Origin of the sequence: Streptomyces klenkii, from assembly GCF_003626645.1 — a bacterium.
Taxonomy (GTDB): domain Bacteria; phylum Actinomycetota; class Actinomycetes; order Streptomycetales; family Streptomycetaceae; genus Streptomyces; species Streptomyces klenkii.
Genome location: NZ_RBAM01000008.1, coordinates 271,756 through 287,570 on the forward strand (window position 1 = coordinate 271,756; position 15,815 = coordinate 287,570).

Sequence of the window (15,815 nt, forward strand, 5' to 3'; positions counted from 1 at the left end):
GGGAAACGCCGGTGATCCTCACGGTGACGCTCAACGCAGCGCTCGATCTGACCTATCGCGTTCCGCGGCTGAAGCCGCACGCGTCGCACCACGTCGCGACCGCCGCCGAACGGGCCGGCGGCAAGGGCGTCAACGTCGCCCGCGTCCTGGCCGCCCTCGGCCACACCACCGTGGTCACGGGCTTCGCCGGCGGCACGACGGGCGAGACCCTGCGCCGGCTCCTCGCGGAGACCGCCCCCGGCGCCGGCGGGCGCATCACCGACCACCTCGTCCCCATCATCGGCACCACCCGCCGCACGGTCGCCGTCGTGGACGCCTCCACCGGCGACACCACCCAGCTCAACGAGGCCGGCCCCGACGTCACCGCGGAGGAGTGGGGCGCCTTCACGGACACCTACGCGCGCCTCCTGCGCGAGGCCCGCGCCGTCGCTCTGTGCGGCAGCCTTCCGCCGGGCGTGCCGGTGGGGGCGTACGCCCATCTCGTACGGCAGGCGCACGCCGCCGGCGTCCCCGTCCTGCTGGACACCAGCGGCGAACCGCTGCGGCGCGGCATCGCCGCCCGCCCCGACCTGGTCACCCCCAACACCACCGAACTCGCCGCCCTCACCGGCTCCACGGAGCCCCTCCGGGCGGCCCTCGACGCCCGCCGCCGCGGCGCCCACGCCATCGCGGCGACCCTCGGCCCGGAGGGCGTCCTCGCCGTCACCCCCGACGGCACCTGGCGCGCGGCCCCGCCGCGCCGCCTCACCGGCAACCCCACGGGCGCGGGGGACTCGGCCGCGGCCGGCCTCCTGTCGGCCTGGCTGGACGGCCTGCCCTGGCCGGACCGCCTGACCCGGGCGGTGGCCCTGGCCGCCGCCACGGTAAAGGCCCCTACGGCGGGCGAGTTCGACGCCGAGACGTATGAGGACGTGCTGCCGCGGGTGAAGGTCACGGCGGCCTGACGCCGCTTCAGGGCTCTCGGGGTTATCAGGAACGTCAGGGATATCAGGGAGTTTTCAGCGAGCGGAAAGGCAAGGCACATGCCCCTCGTACGCACCGCCGACCTCGTCACGGAAGCCCGGGCCGCGAACACGGCCGTTTGCGCCTTCAACGTCATCACCGTGGAACACGCGGAAGCCATCGCCGCGGGCGCGGAATCCGCGGACCGCCCCGCGATCCTCCAGGTCTCCGAGAACGCGGTGAAATTCCACGGCGGCCGCGTGGGCCCGATCGCCGCCGCGGCGTCCGCGGTGGCGGCGGTGTCGTCCGCCCGGCTCTCCCTCCACCTGGACCACGTGGAAAGCGAAGACCTCCTGCGGCAGGCCCACGCCCACGGCTTCACGTCGGTCATGTTCGACGCCTCGAAACTCCCTTACGGAGACAACGTCAAAGCGACGGCGGAGGCGGTCCGTTGGGGCAGCGAACGCGACATCTGGGTGGAGGCGGAACTGGGCCGCGTGGGCGGAAAGGCGGGCGACGCGCACACGCCGGGCGTACGGACGGACCCCGCGGAAGCCGCCGCCTACGTGGCGGACACGGGCGTCGACGCCCTGGCGGTGGCCGTGGGCAGCACCCACGCGATGACGGACCGCACGGCGGCCCTGGACCACGCGCTGATCACGTCACTGCGCGACGCGGTCCCCGTCCCCCTGGTCCTCCACGGCTCGTCAGGCGTCCCGGACGCGGAACTCCGCTGCGCGGTCGCGGCGGGAATGACGAAGATCAACGTGGGCACGGCCCTGAACAAGGCCTTCACAGGAGCGGTAAGAGCCTTCCTGGAGGCCCACCCCTCCACCACGGACCCGCGCAAGTACCTGACCCCTGCGCGGGCCGCCATGACGGAAACGGTGGCGGGTTTCCTCCGGACCGTCAGCCGCCGTTGGTGAGCCACAGCTGGTCGAGGTGCGAATCGCAGCCGCTGCCGCTGCCGCAGTACATCTTGATGGTGTTCTTGCCCTGGTTCAGGTCGACGCGGGTCCAGCTCTGCTGCCAGTTGGGGGGCCAGTCGCCCGGCTTCGTGTCGCCCCAGATCTTCATGCGCATCGGCAGGCTGTTGGTCTTGCCGTTGACGTCGACCGCGAGGTTGGCGTCCTGGCCGGGCACGCCGTAGTGGACGTACAGCCGGTAGGAGCCGGTCGACGGAACCTCGACCTCCCACTCGACGCCGGAGCCCGTCTGGTTGGTGACGACCGCGTAGGCCCCGTTTTCGGACTTGGTGCCCTTGACCACCGTGTCCGTGGTCGCGCCGCCCACCAGCTTCAGAGTGGACGCGTCCCGCTTCAGGTTGCCGGCCGCCGACGGATTGCTCGGCTGGTTCTTCTTCTCCGGCTCCTTGGACGGCTTCTTGTCCTCGTCCTTGTCCTTGGGGTCCTTCTGCTCACCGCCGGTCGCCGCCTGGCTGCTCCCGTCGTCGTCCGACGTGCCGCCGTTCGTCAGCATCGCCGCGGTGATGCCGCCCGCCACCACCGCGACCACGGCTATCGCCGCGACCAGCAGGCCGGTCCGCTTGGGGCGGGAGGCGCCGCCGTGGCCCGTGGGGGCCGGCTGGCGGGGGGCGCCGCCCGGGAGGGTCTCCGGGGCCGCGTAGTGCGGAGCGGGCTGCGACGCGTGCGGCGGCTGCGGCTGGCGCGGGCCGTACTGGCGTGAGCCGACCGTCCGTACCTGGTTGTACGAAGTGCGGGGAACTCCCGGCTGCGGCGCGGTCGGAGCACTCTCGTTGGACCCGCCGCCCTCCGAGCGGTACAGGTGCGCGAACGGGTCTTCGCTCTCCGGCGTACCCGTGCCGTTATTACCGGCCGTCATCCCCTGTCACTCCCAACCCATGGGCCCATCGCCCACTGGCCAAATCTTTGCGTTCGATTTCACGGTAGGCGGCGGTGCCGCGTTCGGCGAAGACTACCGCGACGCGGCGACACCTCGCCGTGGGCGGCCTCAGCCCGCCCGCCTACCTGCCTTGGCGCGCGACCGCTTTTCGACGTACATCCGCTGGTCGGCGGAGTGCAGCACCTCGTCGGCGGACATTCCGCAGCCCGCCCAGCCAATGCCGAAACTCGCGCCTACCCGGACCGCACGCCCGTCAACCCTGATCGGCGGGAGGATCGCGCTGCGCAGCCGGACGGCGAGGTCCTCGGCGTCGGCCTGGGTGAGGCCGTCGGCGAGGACGACGAATTCGTCACCGCCGAGGCGGGCGACCGTGTCGCCCTCGCGGACGCCGTTGCTGAGGCGGCGGGCGACCTCTATGAGGACGGCGTCACCGGTGTGGTGGCCGAAGCGGTCGTTGATCGCCTTGAAGCCGTCGAGGTCGCAGAAGAGGACGGCCAGGCCCTTGGTCCCGTCGTCGGGGCCGTCCTCCGGCGGGGCTATGGCGTGGACATGACCCGGATAGGCGTGGTCGTGCGTGCCGCAGCCGAACTCGTCCGGGGCGTAGTCGGGCCCGCAGTCCGGCGCGTGGTCCGGGCCGCCCTCGGAGCCGAAGCCGTGGGCGTAGGAGCCCTCCTGCCCGTACGGGACGGGGCCCGCCGGTCCCTCGACGCCCTCCACCTCCGCGAAGCCGTCGAGACAGCCGTACGGGGCCGCCACGGCCGCCGCGTGCGGCTCGCTGCCCGGGGCCCGGCCGCACAGCCGGCTGCTGAGCCGGGCGCGCAGCTCGGCGCTGTTGGGCAGGCCGGTGAGCGAGTCGTGGCTGGCGCGGTGGGCCAGCTGGAGCTCGTGCCGCTTGCGCTCCTCGATGTCCTCGACGTGGGTGAGCAGGAAGCGCGGCCCGTCGGCGGCGTCGGCCACCACCGAATTGCGCAGCGACACCCACACGTAGGTGCCGTCGCGGCGCGCGAGCCGCAGCTCGGCCCGGCCGCCCTCGGCGGAGGTGCGCAGGAGGGTGCCGATGTCCTCGGGGTGGACGAGGTCGGAGAACGAATAGCGGCGCATCTGGGACGCGGAGCGGCCGAGGAGGCGGCACAGGGCGTCGTTCGTGCGGTGCAGGCGGCCGTGCTGGTCGCCGCCCATCTCGGCGATGGCCATGCCGCTGGGCGCGTACTCGAAGGCCTGGCGGAAGCTTTCCTCACTGGCCCGCAGGGCCTGCTGCTCGCGCTCCAGGCGGACGAGGGCGCGCTGCATGTTGGCCCGCAGGCGGGCGTTGCTGATCGCGATGGCGGCCTGGAAGGCGTACATCTGGAGCGCCTCGCGGCCCCAGGCGCCGGGCCGGCGGCCGTTGCGCGGCTTGTCGACGGAGATCACTCCGAGGAGCTCGCCGCCCGCCGTCCCCGCCGTGTACATGGGCGCGAAGAGGCGGTCCATGGGGTGCCACTCGTCCGGGAAGCGGGGCGCCGGGCCGGCGGTGTGCCACTGGGGCACGTCGTCGTTGTCGAGGACCCAGCCCTCCGTGTACGGGATGAAGCGCAGCGAGCCCCACTGGTCGGCCATGGCGAGCCGCCGCTCCCACGAGACGCGCGAGCCGACCCGCCCGGCCATCAGCGCTTCGGCGCCGGCGCTGCCGGCGACGGCGGCCACGACGAGGTCACCGTCGGGCCGTACGAGATTGACGGCGGAGAGCTCGTACCCCAGCCCGGTGACGATGCCGTCCGCGACGGTCTGCAAGGTGTCCGCGAGACTTCGCGCCGTGTTCAGATCGGCCACCACCTGATGCAGCCCGCGCAAGGTGGCCAGGCGGACATACGGCTCCGACTCGGTCTCCATCTTCGCTCTCCCCCGAGACCTCGACAGCAACTCCAGGCTTCTTGTCGTCCGTTTACCACGGCCACTGAATCACAGCGAGCTGACCACTCGGTACACAGGGTCAACAATTACGGCCCTCTGTGACTCATGTCACAATGCGTGATGAGGTCCCGCTACTGGCGGGGCAAGAAGTCCTTATGCTTCGTGAACGCAAATCCGGAACCGTACGGAGACTGATCCGGACGCCATCTTGAACGCATACGAACAACTTCCGGAACGGTTCCGGCACCCTTTCGACCTAGGACCCGACTGGTCCTGCAGCCCGATGCGAGGGTGCCGCGGCCGGGCTAGCGTGCACAGCGTGTTGCAGACGACTCAGCCCTACGAGACCGCCATACCCCATCCTGAAGGGGTGAGCGCCGACGAGTTCCGTGCCGCCCTCGCCCGCCTCGCCGCGGGCGTGGTGCTGGTGACCGCGCACGACCCGGAGCACGGTCCGCGCGGCGAGGACGTCGGAATGACGGCGACCGCTTTCCTCTCCGTATCGCTCGACCCGCCGCTCGTCATGGTGAGCGTTCGCAACGATTCCCGTATGGACGACCTTCTGGAGCGGCAGCCGCTGTGGGCGGTGTCCGTTCTCTCCGAAAGCCAGCGGCACGTCGCCGGGCGCTTCGCGATGAAGGGAAGGATCAGCGACCGGCTCCTCTTCGAGGACATCCCCCACGCGCCCGGGACGGCCACCGGGGCGCCCGTCGTGCGGGGCGCGCTGTCGGCGCTGGAGTGCCGGACGGAGCAGCGGGTGACCGCCGGGGACCACACGCTGGTGATCGGCAGGGTGCTGACGGCGACGGCGCCGAGCACGGAGAGCGGGCCGCTGATGTACTTCAAGGGGAAGTACCGGCAGCTGGGGTGACCCCGGGGCCCCGCAGCCGGGAGGGTTCTACCCCCAATCCCTGCCGGTGCGCCCGCGCTTGGTCTCGGCGCGCTGCTTCTTCTGCCGCAGCCGGCGCTCGTTGATGCCGCGCGGGATCTTCGTGGCGCGGCGCGGCTTCGGCGGCGGCGCCGTCGCCTCGGCGAGCAGCGACGCGAGGCGTACGGCGGCGGTCTCGCGGTTGCGCCACTGCGAGCGGTGCTCGGAGGCCCGTACGGTCACGACGCCGCCGACGAGCCGGCCCGCGAGCCGTGCCAGGGCGCGCTCCTTCCACACCTCCGGCAGCGCTTCGGTGCGCGCGAGGTCGAACCGCAGCTCGACCTGGCTGTCGCTGGTGTTGACGTGCTGGCCGCCGGGGCCGGAGGAACGCGAGAAACGCCACTGGAGCTCGGCCTCCGGCAGGGAGACCGAGCCGCGGATGACGTAGGGGCCGGACATGCCCCCATGATCCCGCGTCGGCGGGGACACGTCACGCCGTTTTGCGCCATGGACGGGGCGGGTGCCGGGGGCGGGCGCCGGGGCGGGTATCGGGGGCGCGCGTCAGGAACGTGCAAAGAAGGTAAAGCCGGATGGAACCCCGGGCCCCTCGGTCGGCGTTAACAAGGGTGACGGTGACCCGCGTGCCGCGGTGCGCTGCAATCCGACGCAGACCTGACCAGAAAGGGACAATTCCCATGGCTGTAAGCCTGTCCAAGGGCGGCAACGTCTCCCTCACCAAGGAGGCCCCGGGCCTGACGGCCGTCACGGTCGGCCTCGGCTGGGACGTCCGCACCACCACCGGCACGGACTTCGACCTCGACGCGAGCGCGATCGCCGTGAACCCCACGGGCAAGGTCTACTCCGACGCCCACTTCGTCTTCTTCAACAACAAGTCGACGCCGGACCAGACCATCGTCCACACCGGTGACAACGTCACGGGCGCCGGCGAGGGCGACGACGAGCAGATCAACGTCAACCTGGCCGGCCTCCCGGCCGACGTCGACAAGATCGTCTTCCCGGTCTCCATCTACGACGCGGTGGCCCGCAGCCAGAACTTCGGCCAGGTCCGCAACGCGTACATCCGCATCGTCAACCAGGCCGGCGGCGCGGAGCTCGCCCGCTACGACCTGAGCGAGGACGCCGCCACCGAGACCGCCATGGTCTTCGGCGAGCTGTACCGCAACGGCGCGGACTGGAAGTTCCGCGCGGTCGGCCAGGGCTACGCCTCGGGCCTCCAGGGCATCGCCCAGGACTTCGGCGTCAACGTCTGACGGTCGTCCCGTCACGGCGAGGGGCCGTCCCGCGGTGTGCGGGGCGGCCCCTGCCTGCATGTCTGAGTGACCCGGTACGGGTGCGGGCGCTGGTGCGGGCGCAGGTGCGCGTCAGCCGAAGCGGCCGGTTCCGGCGAGCTTCCAGTCGCGGTTGCAGTCGGGGCCGCACCGCCACGACAGCGGCGGATTCGCGGTCACGTTGAACCGGCCGTCCAGCAGCCACGTACCGACCTCACCAGTGGTGGTGTTGTGCCACAGGAGGTCGGTCTTGCCATCGGCGTTGAAGTCCCCGGTCCCGGAAAGCTTCCAGTCGCGGTTGCAGTCGGGGCCGCACCGCCACGACAGCGGCGGATTCGCGGTCACGTTGAACCGGCCGTCGAGGAGCCACGTACCGACCTCACCGGTCGTCGTGTTGTGCCACAGCAGATCCGTCTTACCGTCACCGTTGAAATCCCCGGTCCCGGAAAGCTTCCAATCCCGGTTGCACTCCGGACCGCACCGCCAGGACAGCGCCGGATTCCCGGTCACGTTGAACCGGCCGTCCAGCAGCCACGTACCGACCTCACCGGTCGTCGTGTTGTGCCACAGCAGATCCGTCTTACCGTCACCGTTGAAATCCCCGGTCCCGGAAAGCTTCCAGTCCCGGTTGCACTCCGGGCCACATCGCCACGACAGCGCCGGATTCCCGGTCACATTGCGGTTGCCGTCGAGCAACCACGTACCCACCTCACCCGTGGTCTTGTTGTGCCACAGGAGGTCGGTCTTGCCGTCGCCGTTGAAATCCCCGGTCCCGGAAAGCTTCCAGTCGCGGTTGCAGTCCGGGCCGCACCGCCACGACAGCGGCGGATTCGCGAGGACGTTGCCCTTGCTGTCGAGGAGCCAGGTTCCCACTTCACCGCTGGTCGTGTTGTGCCACAGCACATCGGTGGTGTTCCCTACCGCGCCGGCAGGCGTGCTCGTAGTGGCAACGGCGAGGGCCAGCGCCGTCAGCCCCGCCGCCACCAGAGCGCCGAGTCTTCGGAACGGACTCGTTTCCATGGACGAACCTCCTGGTCGGAGAAGCACGAAGAACCACGAAGAACGACGGTGCCTGCCGAGGATGGCGCGTACGGGATCGGATGGCTAGGGGCGGAGCGGAGCGGCATTCGCGTACGGTCCGCCGCCCGGGGCCGCGGGGGACGTCCCGGTTCTCCCCCGGCCCCTCCGCCGCGCCACGCCCCGAACGCCAGGCGGGGAGCCCGGTGAAGCTGGGTAGAACCAAGGGGAGCATTGCTCGCCATACCACACGACCGACCGGTTGCGCACACTCCGTAACCACCTGCTGAGCAGCGGAGTTGGGCTTCTTCGGGGCGGGTAGGTGTACCCAAGGAGGGGACCCGTGGAGACAGGACTCACGCACCATGGACGACGGCGACTCACTCGAACGCATTCTTGCGGCGGCGATCAGGGACCGGGACCGCGAGCCCGAGCTCTGCCCGGGGTGCCTGCGGCCCCTGCGGGTCGTCGTCGTGGCGGAGAATCCCGGCGACGCGACGTCCCCGGTGATCGTGCGCGGCGTCTGCCCCGCGTGTCCCGGGGGGCTGGGCGCCGCGGCCCCCTGAAACACCTGGCCCTGGCCTGCCCGAACTGCCAGAACATGATGCAGCAGATGGGCAATGGTGTGTACAAGTGCTGGAGCTGCGGATACACCAGCACGGGGTGAAGTCCGGGTGCTGGCCCAGGGTGAAGCCCAGGGCTACGGCCGCGGATGCGGGCCGCGCCGAATGCGGAGATGCTGGTTGCGTCAGCGTTCCGTGAGGAGGACGGCCATGTCCATGCTCGACAAGCTCAAGGGCCTGCTCAAGGGCCATGAGGACCAAGCTCGGCAGGGTGTCGAAAAGGCGGGCGACGCGTTCGACGCCAAGACGCAGAACAAGTACCAGAGCCAGGTCGACACCGCCCAGCAGAAGATCAACGAGCAGTTGGGCAAGCAGCAGCCGCCCGAGGACCGGCCGCCGAGCTGATCGCCAAAGGCTCGTTCAAAGGCTCATTGCCGGACGCTCATCGCCGGAGGCGCATCACCACAAGCGGTCCGTCTCGCCCGGGTAGAGCCCGATGCGGCTCTGCTCGAAGGCGCCCGCGTCCGCATCCGCGCGCGCCCGCGCCGTGAAGAAGGCGCCCATGGTGACCTTGTCGAAGCCCGGCTGGTCGCTGGGGAACGGGTTCCGGGGCGTGCCGCCGATCAGCGCGGTGCCGGGCAGGAGCCGCCAGCCCGCGCTCTCGTAGAAGGGCTGGAGCGGGCGGTCGCAGGTGAACAGCCCCACGTCCGTGCCGCTCGCGGCGATCACCTCACGGGCGGCGGCCACCAGCCGCCGCCCGTATCCCTTGCCGCGGTGTGCCGTGTCCGTGACGACCGCGCTGAGGCCGGACGCCCGGTACGTCCGGCCACCGTGAACGATCTCCTTGGACAGGATGTCCAGCGCCGCCCGTACGCCGCCGTCCGGCGCCACGAGCAGCATCGCGACGGGCCGCAGGGCCGGGTCGTGAGGGCCGCCGCCGGGCCACGCCTGCTCGCGCAGGGCCTCGGCGGCCGCCCGCAGCTCCGGCGGAGTCTCCGCCTCCGGCACCGTGACGATCCGCATGTGCGCCCCTCCCCGTCCCTGCCCTGTCCGTTGCCGCAGGCTAGCCCAGGGCCGCCGCGCCCGCCTGCGCGAACTTCTCGTCCAGGTCGCCGCTCGGGGCCCCGGCCACGCCGATGCCGGCCACCGGCGCGCCCTTGACCTGGACCGGCGTGCCGCCCGGCAGGAACAGGGTGCCGGGGATGTCCTTGAGGTTCGGGACGCTCTGGAGGCGCTTGACGAGCTCCGAGGTGGGAGCGTTCCAGGAGACGGCCGTGAAGCCCTTCCGTACGGCCGACTCGTACGACTGCGGGCCCGCGCCGTCGCCGCGCAGGGTCACCAGCGTGTTGCCGTTGCGGTCGACCACCGCGACGGACACCTTCTGGCCCTCCTTCTTCGCGGCGGCCAGCGCGGCCTGGGCGGCGCGCGTCGCCGCGTCCACCGACAGGTGCGCGGACTCGGTCACCCCGGTGCCGGCCACGGTCACCGGAGCCTGGCGCTGCGCCGCGGGCGAGGCCGTCGCGGAGACCGCCCCGAACGTGCCGGCCGCGACGACGGCGGCCCCGGCCGCGCCCACGAGCACGCGGCTCCGGACGGAGAGCTTCCGCAGCGCGGACTTCGCAGGCATCGCGGGCGTCGCAGACTTCATTTCGGCTCCTCATGCAGGTACAGGCCAGTGATTGCTTGTGCCTCCATCGTTCGCGGCCGCGGGCGCCCGCGGATCGGCGTCCCGGCTGTCCCCCGGGTCAACCGATCGGCTGATGCGGAGGCCCCCTGCGCGGGTTAGGAACAGGAGGTGACCATTCCCGACGATGACGACCCCGGCGCCCGCCGCCTCGCCCTCGTCATGCACGCCGCCTTCTTCCTGCTCCTCTCCGCCTCCTTCGCCCGCTTCCTCATCCGGCACCCGGGCGAGCCCCGCACCCCGTGGATCACCGTCCTCACCGTGCTGCTCGCCCTGCTCTACGTCCTGAGCCCGGCCCTCGCCCGCCTGAGCCCGGCCTTCGTCCGCCTGAGCCCGGTCCTCGCCCGCCCCCGGCCGCAGCTCCTGTGGCTGACCGCCGTCGTCGCGACGTGGGTCGTCCTCGTCGTGCTCGCGCCGAGCTTCGCGTGGTGCTCGGTGCCGCTGCTCTACACGGGGCTGCGCACGCTCCCCACCCGCGCCGCCGTCCTCCTGGTCGCGTTCCTCACGGTCCTGGTCGTGGTGGCCCAGCTCCGGCTGTCGCACGGCTTCGACCCCACCCTCGTGCTCGCCCCGCCGGCCGTGGCCGCGGTCGCCACCGCCGTCTTCCTCCACACGCAGCGGCAGACGGAGCGGCAGCGCGCCCTGATCGACGACCTGGTCCGTACGCGCCGCGAACTGGCCGCGACCGAGCGCCGCGAGGGGGCGCTGGCGGAGCGGCAGCGGCTGTCGATGGAGATCCACGACACGCTGGCCCAGGGGCTGTCCAGCCAGCGCATGCTGTTGCAGGCCGCGGACCGGACGTGGGACGCGGACCCGGAGGCCGCCCGGCGCCACACCCGTACCGCCGCCGACATCGCCGCCCGCGGCCTGGCCGAGACCCGCCGGTTCGTCAACGACCTGGCCGCCCCGCAGTTCGACGGCGGTGCGCGGCTGGAGGACGCGCTGCGGGCGCTGGCCGCCTCGGAGACGGCCGAGGGGACGGGAGCCCCGGTGCTCTTCCACCTCGACGGGAGCCCGGTCGCGCTGCCGGACGGGGTGCGGGCCGCGCTGCTGCGGATCGCCCAGGGCGCCCTGGCGAACGTCCGCGAGCACGCCGGCGCGGCGACGGCCGCCCTCACCCTGAGCTACCTCGGCGACCAGGTCGTCCTCGACGTCGCCGACGACGGGCGCGGCTTCGCGCCGGGCGCGCCGCCCTCCGCCGCCCGCGGGCGCGGCCACGGCCTGCCCGCGATGCGGGCGCGCGTGCGGCAGCTCGGCGGCACCCTGACCATCGAGTCGGCGCCCGGCGAGGGCACCGTCGTCTCCGTCTGCATTCCCCTGGAGCCCCAGTGACCGGTCCTGACCCCCGCCGTCCCGAACCCCGCCGTCCCATCCGCATCCTCCTGTGCGACGACCACGCCGTCGTCCGGGCCGGGTTGCTGGCGCTGCTGGCCAGCGCGCCCGGCATCGAGGTCGTGGGCGAGGCGGGCGGCGGCGAGGAGGCGGTCGTGCTGGCGGCCCGGCTGCGGCCCGACGTCGTCCTGATGGACCTTCAACTGGGGCCGGGAATGGACGGGGTCGAGGCGACGCGCCGCATCGTCGCGGAGGCGGCGAACCGGCCGGCCGAATCCGGAGCGACCGCATCCCGTACGACCGCAGCCGGAACGACCTCATCCCGTACGACCGCACCCGGAACAGCCGCATCCCGTTCGACCGCACCCGGAACGTCCACATCCGGAACTGCCGCATCCAGCAAGGCCGTAGGAGCGGAACGCGGCGGTCCGTACGTCCTCGTCCTCACCACGTACGACACGGACGCCGACGTCACCCGCGCCATCGACGCCGGCGCGACGGGGTATTTGCTGAAGGCCGAGCGTCCGGAGGAGCTGTTCTCGGCCATCCGCGCGGCCGCCGAGGGGCGTACGACGCTCTCTCCGCCCGTCGCGAGCCGCGTCATGGCGCGGGTGCGCGGCGCCGGGCGGCCCGCGCTGACGGACCGCGAGCGGGACATCCTCGGTCAACTCGCCCGCGGGCTGGGCAACCGGGAGATTGCTCGCGCTCTGTTCATCAGCGAGGCGACGGTGAAGACCCATCTGGGGCGGATCTACGACAAGTTGGGCGTCGACACGCGGGCGGGCGCCGTCGCCGTAGCGAAGGAGCAGCGCCTGCTGCCCTGATGACCCGGGCCGTCCGGGCCCGTTGGCCTGGCATTCCAAGCCTTCCGGGCCGGTTGGCCTGACTTCACGCGTCTTGATGCCGTCTTGATGTCGCCGGCCCTAGCCTGTCGGCGGCCCGTAGCGGTCCACTCCGCTCCGCTTGTATGCAATCTCATCGAATCGCATACAACTGCTGTCCTCGAACTGAGATGCGACGGATTTCAAGTCCGGACCAGCCCCGGTCAGTTCACCGCATAGCGGAATCAATCAACCGCGTTTCGGAGAACGGCAGATCAAATCCTTGTTGCGCCCCTGTCAATGTCGGTCAGGGGATGGCACTCTCTCCTCAATCCACTCCTGCACCACTCCTGCACCACCGGGCAGCCGTAACCCGTGCTGCCCTAACCCCCCTCAAAGGGACGTGAGTTCACGGCCCGCACATAGGAGACAGAGTTGAGAAGCGTCACCTCCACCTCCCGCAAGAACACCCTGCGCGCCGCCGCGCTCGTCGCCTCCGCCGCCATGGTCGTCGTGGCCGTGCAGACCGGCTCCGCGAGCGCCACCCCCGACAAGGCGAGCGAGGCTTCGCCCCTCGCCGTCTCCGCAGGGCAGCGGGTCGCCGCAATCAAGGACGCGCAGTCCGCGGCCCCCTCCACCGCCGCGAAGCTCGGTCTCGGCGGCAAGGAGAAGCTCGTCGTCCGTGACGTGATCAAGGACGCGAACGGCACGGTCCACACCCGCTACGAGCGCACCTTCGACGGTCTGCCGGTGCTCGGCGGCGACCTCGTCGTGCACGAGGCGAAGAGCGGCTCGAAGAGCGTCGACAAGGCGACCGACGCCGAGATATCCGTGCCCAGCACCACCCCCGCCCAGGCCCCCGCCGCCGCGAAGAAGAGCGCGCTCAGCGCCGCCGCGGACGAGAAGACCGCCAAGGCCGGCGCCGAGCGCGCGCCGCGCAAGGTCGTCTGGGCGGCCGAGGGCAAGCCCGTCCTCGCCTACGAGACCGTGGTCACGGGCGTCCAGAAGGACGGCACGCCCAGCAAGCTGCACGTGATCACCGACGCCAACACCGGCAAGAAGCTGTTCCAGCGCGAGGCCATCGAGACCGGCCAGGGCACCAGCACCTACAGCGGCACCGTCCCGCTCTCCACCACCAAGGGCGGCAGCGGCTACGAGCTGACGGACGGCGAGCGCGGCGGCCACAAGACGTACAACCTCTCCCAGGGCACGGACGGCACCGGCACCCTCTTCACCAACCCCACCGACACCTGGGGCGAGGGCGACCAGAAGGCCGCCGTCGACGCCCACTACGGCGCGGCCGTGACCTGGGACTTCTACAAGAACGTGCTCGGCCGCACCGGCATCAAGAACGACGGCGTCGCCGCGTACTCCCGCGTCCACTACGGCGACAGCTACGTCAACGCCTTCTGGGACGACGAGTGCTTCTGCATGACCTACGGCGACGGTGAGGGCAACAAGAACCCGCTCACCGCCCTCGACGTGGCCGCCCACGAGATGAGCCACGGCGTCACCTCCGCCACGGCCGGCCTGAACTACAGCGGCGAGTCCGGCGGCCTCAACGAGGCCACCTCGGACATCTTCGGCACCGCCGCCGAGTTCTACGCCAACAACTCCACCGACAAGGGCGACTACCTCATCGGTGAGCAGATCAACATCAACGGCGACGGCACCCCGCTGCGCTACATGGACAAGCCCAGCAAGGACGGCAAGTCCAAGGACTCCTGGTCCTCCTCGCTCGGCCGCCTGGACGTCCACTACTCCTCGGGCCCGGCCAACCACTTCTTCTACCTGCTGTCCGAGGGCAGCGGCGCGAAGACGATCAACGGCGTGTCGTACGACAGCCCGACCGCCAACAACGTCAAGGTCGCCGGGATCGGCCGGGACAAGGCCACCAAGATCTGGTACAAGGCCCTGACCACGTACTTCACCTCCACCACCAACTACAAGGCGGCCCGCACCGGCACCCTGAAGGCCACCGCGGACCTCTACGGCTCCACCAGCGCGGAGTACAAGGCGGTCGCCAACGCCTGGACCGCGATCAACGTGAAGTAACGATCAAAACGATCAAGCAGTAACGATCAATCGCACATGAGTCCGGGATGCCCCGCCGCCGACGCGGGGCGCCCCGGACTCGTCCGCGTTCCCCCGCCCCGCTCGTACGGGGGCGTACGGGGTCACCCGCCCCGCTCGTACACGTTTACGCGTACGGCCCGCCGCCGTGACACCATCGAGGCGTGATCGACCTCGGCTACTCGCTCTCGCGCCGCTTCCCCGACCCTCCGCAGACGGACTACCGCACCGCTGACGTGCGGGCCCTGCGGCACGACCTGTTCTGCGGGGACGTCTACATCGCCGACGTGAAGAGCGACCGCGAGCTGTCCACAGCCTGGGGATGGGTGCCGGTGCTCGACTTCGCGTGGGCGCTGTGCGACGTCATGGAGCAGATCGACCGCGACCCGCGGGGCAACCGCTCGGCGAACCGGCAGTTCGCCGAGCTCGACTTCACCGAGTCCACGGACTGCATGCTCTTCGAGCGGCGTTTCGGCTGGGTGGAGGTCTCCGCGGACTGGATGCCGGCCGACGAGCCCGCGCTCACCTTCGACCACCGCGCGCTGCGCCGCGAGGCCCGCGACTTCCTGCACGACCTGATCGCCGACCTGTGCGACATGCACGAGGGCCTCGCCGACAACCCCGCCGTCTGGGACCTCCAGGCCCGCTTCCCGCGCGTGTGACCGGCGGCGGGATCACTCCGCCACCGGCTCCACCCGTACGCCTATCTGCGCCGCGAACGCCGGGGCCAGGTCCAGGAGTTGGAACGGGCTGATCACCGCGCCCGACAGGCGCTCGATGCCCCGTGCGACGTCGAGCTCCGTCGCCTCCCGCAGATCCACGTCCGCCATCCGGGCCCCCGAGAAATCGGCGCGGCGCAGCGCGCAGTCGCGGAAGACGACGCGCTCCAGCCGGGCGCCGCCGAAGTCGGCCTCGGAGAGGACGACGCTCTCGAAGGTGACGTCCTTCAGCTCCGCCCCGCGCAGATTCAGATAGTCGATCTTGCCGCCGCGGACGAGGACCCGCTCCAGCACCGCGTCGTACAGCTGGACCCCGCCGAGCCGGGCGTCCCGGATCTCCACGTCCCGCAGGGCCGCCCGCGACAGGTCGGTGCCCACGCCGCGGACCCCGTCCAGCACGCAGTCCGTGAACCGGGCCGAGACCAGCCTCGTCTCGTCCAGCCCGCAGCCGTAGAGCCCGCAGTCCAGGAAGTGGGCGCCCCCGCCGGACTGCCCCGCGAAGTCGGCGTCCGTGAACGCGAGGCCGTCGTAGTCGCCCTCGGGCTCCAGCTCCCCGCCGTCGTGCGGCCGCAGCTCGGGCAGCCGCACCCCCGGGAGCTTCGGCTGCGGGCGCGCCGCGCCCTTCCGCTTCCTGCCGTGCGTCGTCATGCCGTCCACGGTGGCACAGGGCACTGACAACGGCGCTTGACCTCAACCATGGCTGAGGTTGAAGACTCAAAGGCACACCGGCACGACACGCGAAACGCCCTGGAGA

At 71.4% G+C, this 15,815-nt stretch carries 17 protein-coding genes; 10 read left to right on the top strand and 7 right to left on the bottom strand.

The window, feature by feature from the left end:
* Nucleotides 1-11: 11 nt before the first annotated feature.
* Together D7231_RS21115 and D7231_RS21120 are read left to right on the top strand one after the other, a co-directional pair.
* Nucleotides 12-944 carry a 1-phosphofructokinase family hexose kinase gene (locus D7231_RS21115; RefSeq protein ID WP_120757037.1) on the top strand — a complete coding sequence of 311 codons (933 nt, stop codon included), beginning with the start codon at nucleotides 12-14 and terminating at the stop codon, nucleotides 942-944.
* A gap of 78 nt (nucleotides 945-1,022) precedes the next feature.
* Nucleotides 1,023-1,868, top strand: a complete 846-nt coding sequence (locus D7231_RS21120; protein WP_120757038.1) for a class II fructose-bisphosphate aldolase — start codon at nucleotides 1,023-1,025, stop codon at nucleotides 1,866-1,868.
* Here the strand turns inward: D7231_RS21120 and D7231_RS21125 are convergent.
* Together D7231_RS21125 and cdgB are read right to left on the bottom strand one after the other, a co-directional pair.
* Nucleotides 1,852-2,784 carry a carbohydrate-binding protein gene (locus D7231_RS21125; RefSeq protein WP_120757039.1) on the bottom strand — a complete coding sequence of 311 codons (933 nt, stop codon included), beginning with the start codon at nucleotides 2,782-2,784 and terminating at the stop codon, nucleotides 1,852-1,854. The two genes, D7231_RS21120 and D7231_RS21125, sit on opposite strands and share 17 nt — an antisense overlap.
* Before the next feature lie 129 nt (nucleotides 2,785-2,913).
* The gene (cdgB, locus tag D7231_RS21130; RefSeq protein ID WP_120757040.1) at nucleotides 2,914-4,674 is read right to left on the bottom strand and encodes a diguanylate cyclase CdgB; all 1,761 of its coding nucleotides are present in this window, start codon (nucleotides 4,672-4,674) and stop codon (nucleotides 2,914-2,916) included.
* Between the two features lie 331 nt (nucleotides 4,675-5,005).
* On the opposite strand from cdgB, the gene D7231_RS21135 reads away from it, so the two are divergent.
* A complete protein-coding gene (locus tag D7231_RS21135; protein ID WP_391475071.1) occupies nucleotides 5,006-5,566 on the top strand; it encodes a flavin reductase family protein in 561 nt (186 codons plus the stop codon).
* 27 nt (nucleotides 5,567-5,593) lie between these two features.
* Here D7231_RS21135 and arfB read toward each other — a convergent pair whose 3' ends face one another.
* Nucleotides 5,594-6,022 carry an alternative ribosome rescue aminoacyl-tRNA hydrolase ArfB gene (gene arfB, locus D7231_RS21140; RefSeq protein WP_120757042.1) on the bottom strand — a complete coding sequence of 143 codons (429 nt, stop codon included), beginning with the start codon at nucleotides 6,020-6,022 and terminating at the stop codon, nucleotides 5,594-5,596.
* 236 nt (nucleotides 6,023-6,258) lie between these two features.
* Here arfB and D7231_RS21145 point away from each other — a divergent pair, with 236 nt between their 5' ends.
* Nucleotides 6,259-6,834 (top strand): TerD family protein, encoded by a 576-nt coding sequence (locus tag D7231_RS21145; RefSeq protein WP_120757043.1) that lies wholly within the window; start codon nucleotides 6,259-6,261, stop codon nucleotides 6,832-6,834.
* 111 nt (nucleotides 6,835-6,945) lie between these two features.
* On the opposite strand, the gene D7231_RS21150 is transcribed toward D7231_RS21145, so the two are convergent.
* Nucleotides 6,946-7,836 (bottom strand): FG-GAP repeat domain-containing protein, encoded by an 891-nt coding sequence (locus D7231_RS21150; protein ID WP_199739420.1) that lies wholly within the window; start codon nucleotides 7,834-7,836, stop codon nucleotides 6,946-6,948.
* A gap of 398 nt (nucleotides 7,837-8,234) precedes the next feature.
* Here D7231_RS21150 and D7231_RS21155 point away from each other — a divergent pair, with 398 nt between their 5' ends.
* Together D7231_RS21155 and D7231_RS21160 are read left to right on the top strand one after the other, a co-directional pair.
* Nucleotides 8,235-8,435, top strand: a complete 201-nt coding sequence (locus D7231_RS21155) for a hypothetical protein (protein WP_120757045.1) — start codon at nucleotides 8,235-8,237, stop codon at nucleotides 8,433-8,435.
* Nucleotides 8,436-8,642: 207 nt separating this feature from the next.
* Nucleotides 8,643-8,837 carry an antitoxin gene (locus D7231_RS21160; protein ID WP_120757046.1) on the top strand — a complete coding sequence of 65 codons (195 nt, stop codon included), beginning with the start codon at nucleotides 8,643-8,645 and terminating at the stop codon, nucleotides 8,835-8,837.
* A 54-nt stretch (nucleotides 8,838-8,891) separates the two neighbouring features.
* On the opposite strand, the gene D7231_RS21165 is transcribed toward D7231_RS21160, so the two are convergent.
* Both D7231_RS21165 and D7231_RS21170 read right to left on the bottom strand, forming a co-directional pair.
* A complete protein-coding gene (locus tag D7231_RS21165) occupies nucleotides 8,892-9,455 on the bottom strand; it encodes a GNAT family N-acetyltransferase (protein ID WP_120757047.1) in 564 nt (187 codons plus the stop codon).
* Between the two features lie 40 nt (nucleotides 9,456-9,495).
* Nucleotides 9,496-10,041: a GlcG/HbpS family heme-binding protein gene (locus D7231_RS21170; RefSeq protein ID WP_120757176.1), complete on the bottom strand. Its 546-nt coding sequence runs from the start codon at nucleotides 10,039-10,041 to the stop codon at nucleotides 9,496-9,498.
* 237 nt (nucleotides 10,042-10,278) lie between these two features.
* On the opposite strand from D7231_RS21170, the gene D7231_RS21175 reads away from it, so the two are divergent.
* The 4 genes from D7231_RS21175 to D7231_RS21190 all read left to right on the top strand — a co-directional run bounded on the left by D7231_RS21175 (nucleotide 10,279) and on the right by D7231_RS21190 (nucleotide 15,004).
* Complete coding sequence (locus tag D7231_RS21175; protein ID WP_120757177.1) at nucleotides 10,279-11,448, top strand: sensor histidine kinase; 1,170 nt, start codon at nucleotides 10,279-10,281, stop codon at nucleotides 11,446-11,448.
* Nucleotides 11,445-12,272 carry a response regulator gene (locus tag D7231_RS21180; RefSeq protein ID WP_241999830.1) on the top strand — a complete coding sequence of 276 codons (828 nt, stop codon included), beginning with the start codon at nucleotides 11,445-11,447 and terminating at the stop codon, nucleotides 12,270-12,272. The genes D7231_RS21175 and D7231_RS21180 overlap by 4 nt, the downstream gene beginning before the upstream one ends.
* 432 nt (nucleotides 12,273-12,704) lie before the next feature.
* Nucleotides 12,705-14,324, top strand: a complete 1,620-nt coding sequence (locus D7231_RS21185; RefSeq protein ID WP_120757048.1) for a M4 family metallopeptidase — start codon at nucleotides 12,705-12,707, stop codon at nucleotides 14,322-14,324.
* A 182-nt stretch (nucleotides 14,325-14,506) separates the two neighbouring features.
* Entirely contained in the window at nucleotides 14,507-15,004 is a 498-nt protein-coding gene (locus tag D7231_RS21190; RefSeq protein ID WP_120757049.1) for a hypothetical protein, read from the top strand.
* A 12-nt stretch (nucleotides 15,005-15,016) separates the two neighbouring features.
* Here D7231_RS21190 and D7231_RS21195 read toward each other — a convergent pair whose 3' ends face one another.
* Nucleotides 15,017-15,709: a pentapeptide repeat-containing protein gene (locus D7231_RS21195; RefSeq protein WP_120757179.1), complete on the bottom strand. Its 693-nt coding sequence runs from the start codon at nucleotides 15,707-15,709 to the stop codon at nucleotides 15,017-15,019.
* Between the last annotated feature and the right edge of the window lie 106 nt (nucleotides 15,710-15,815).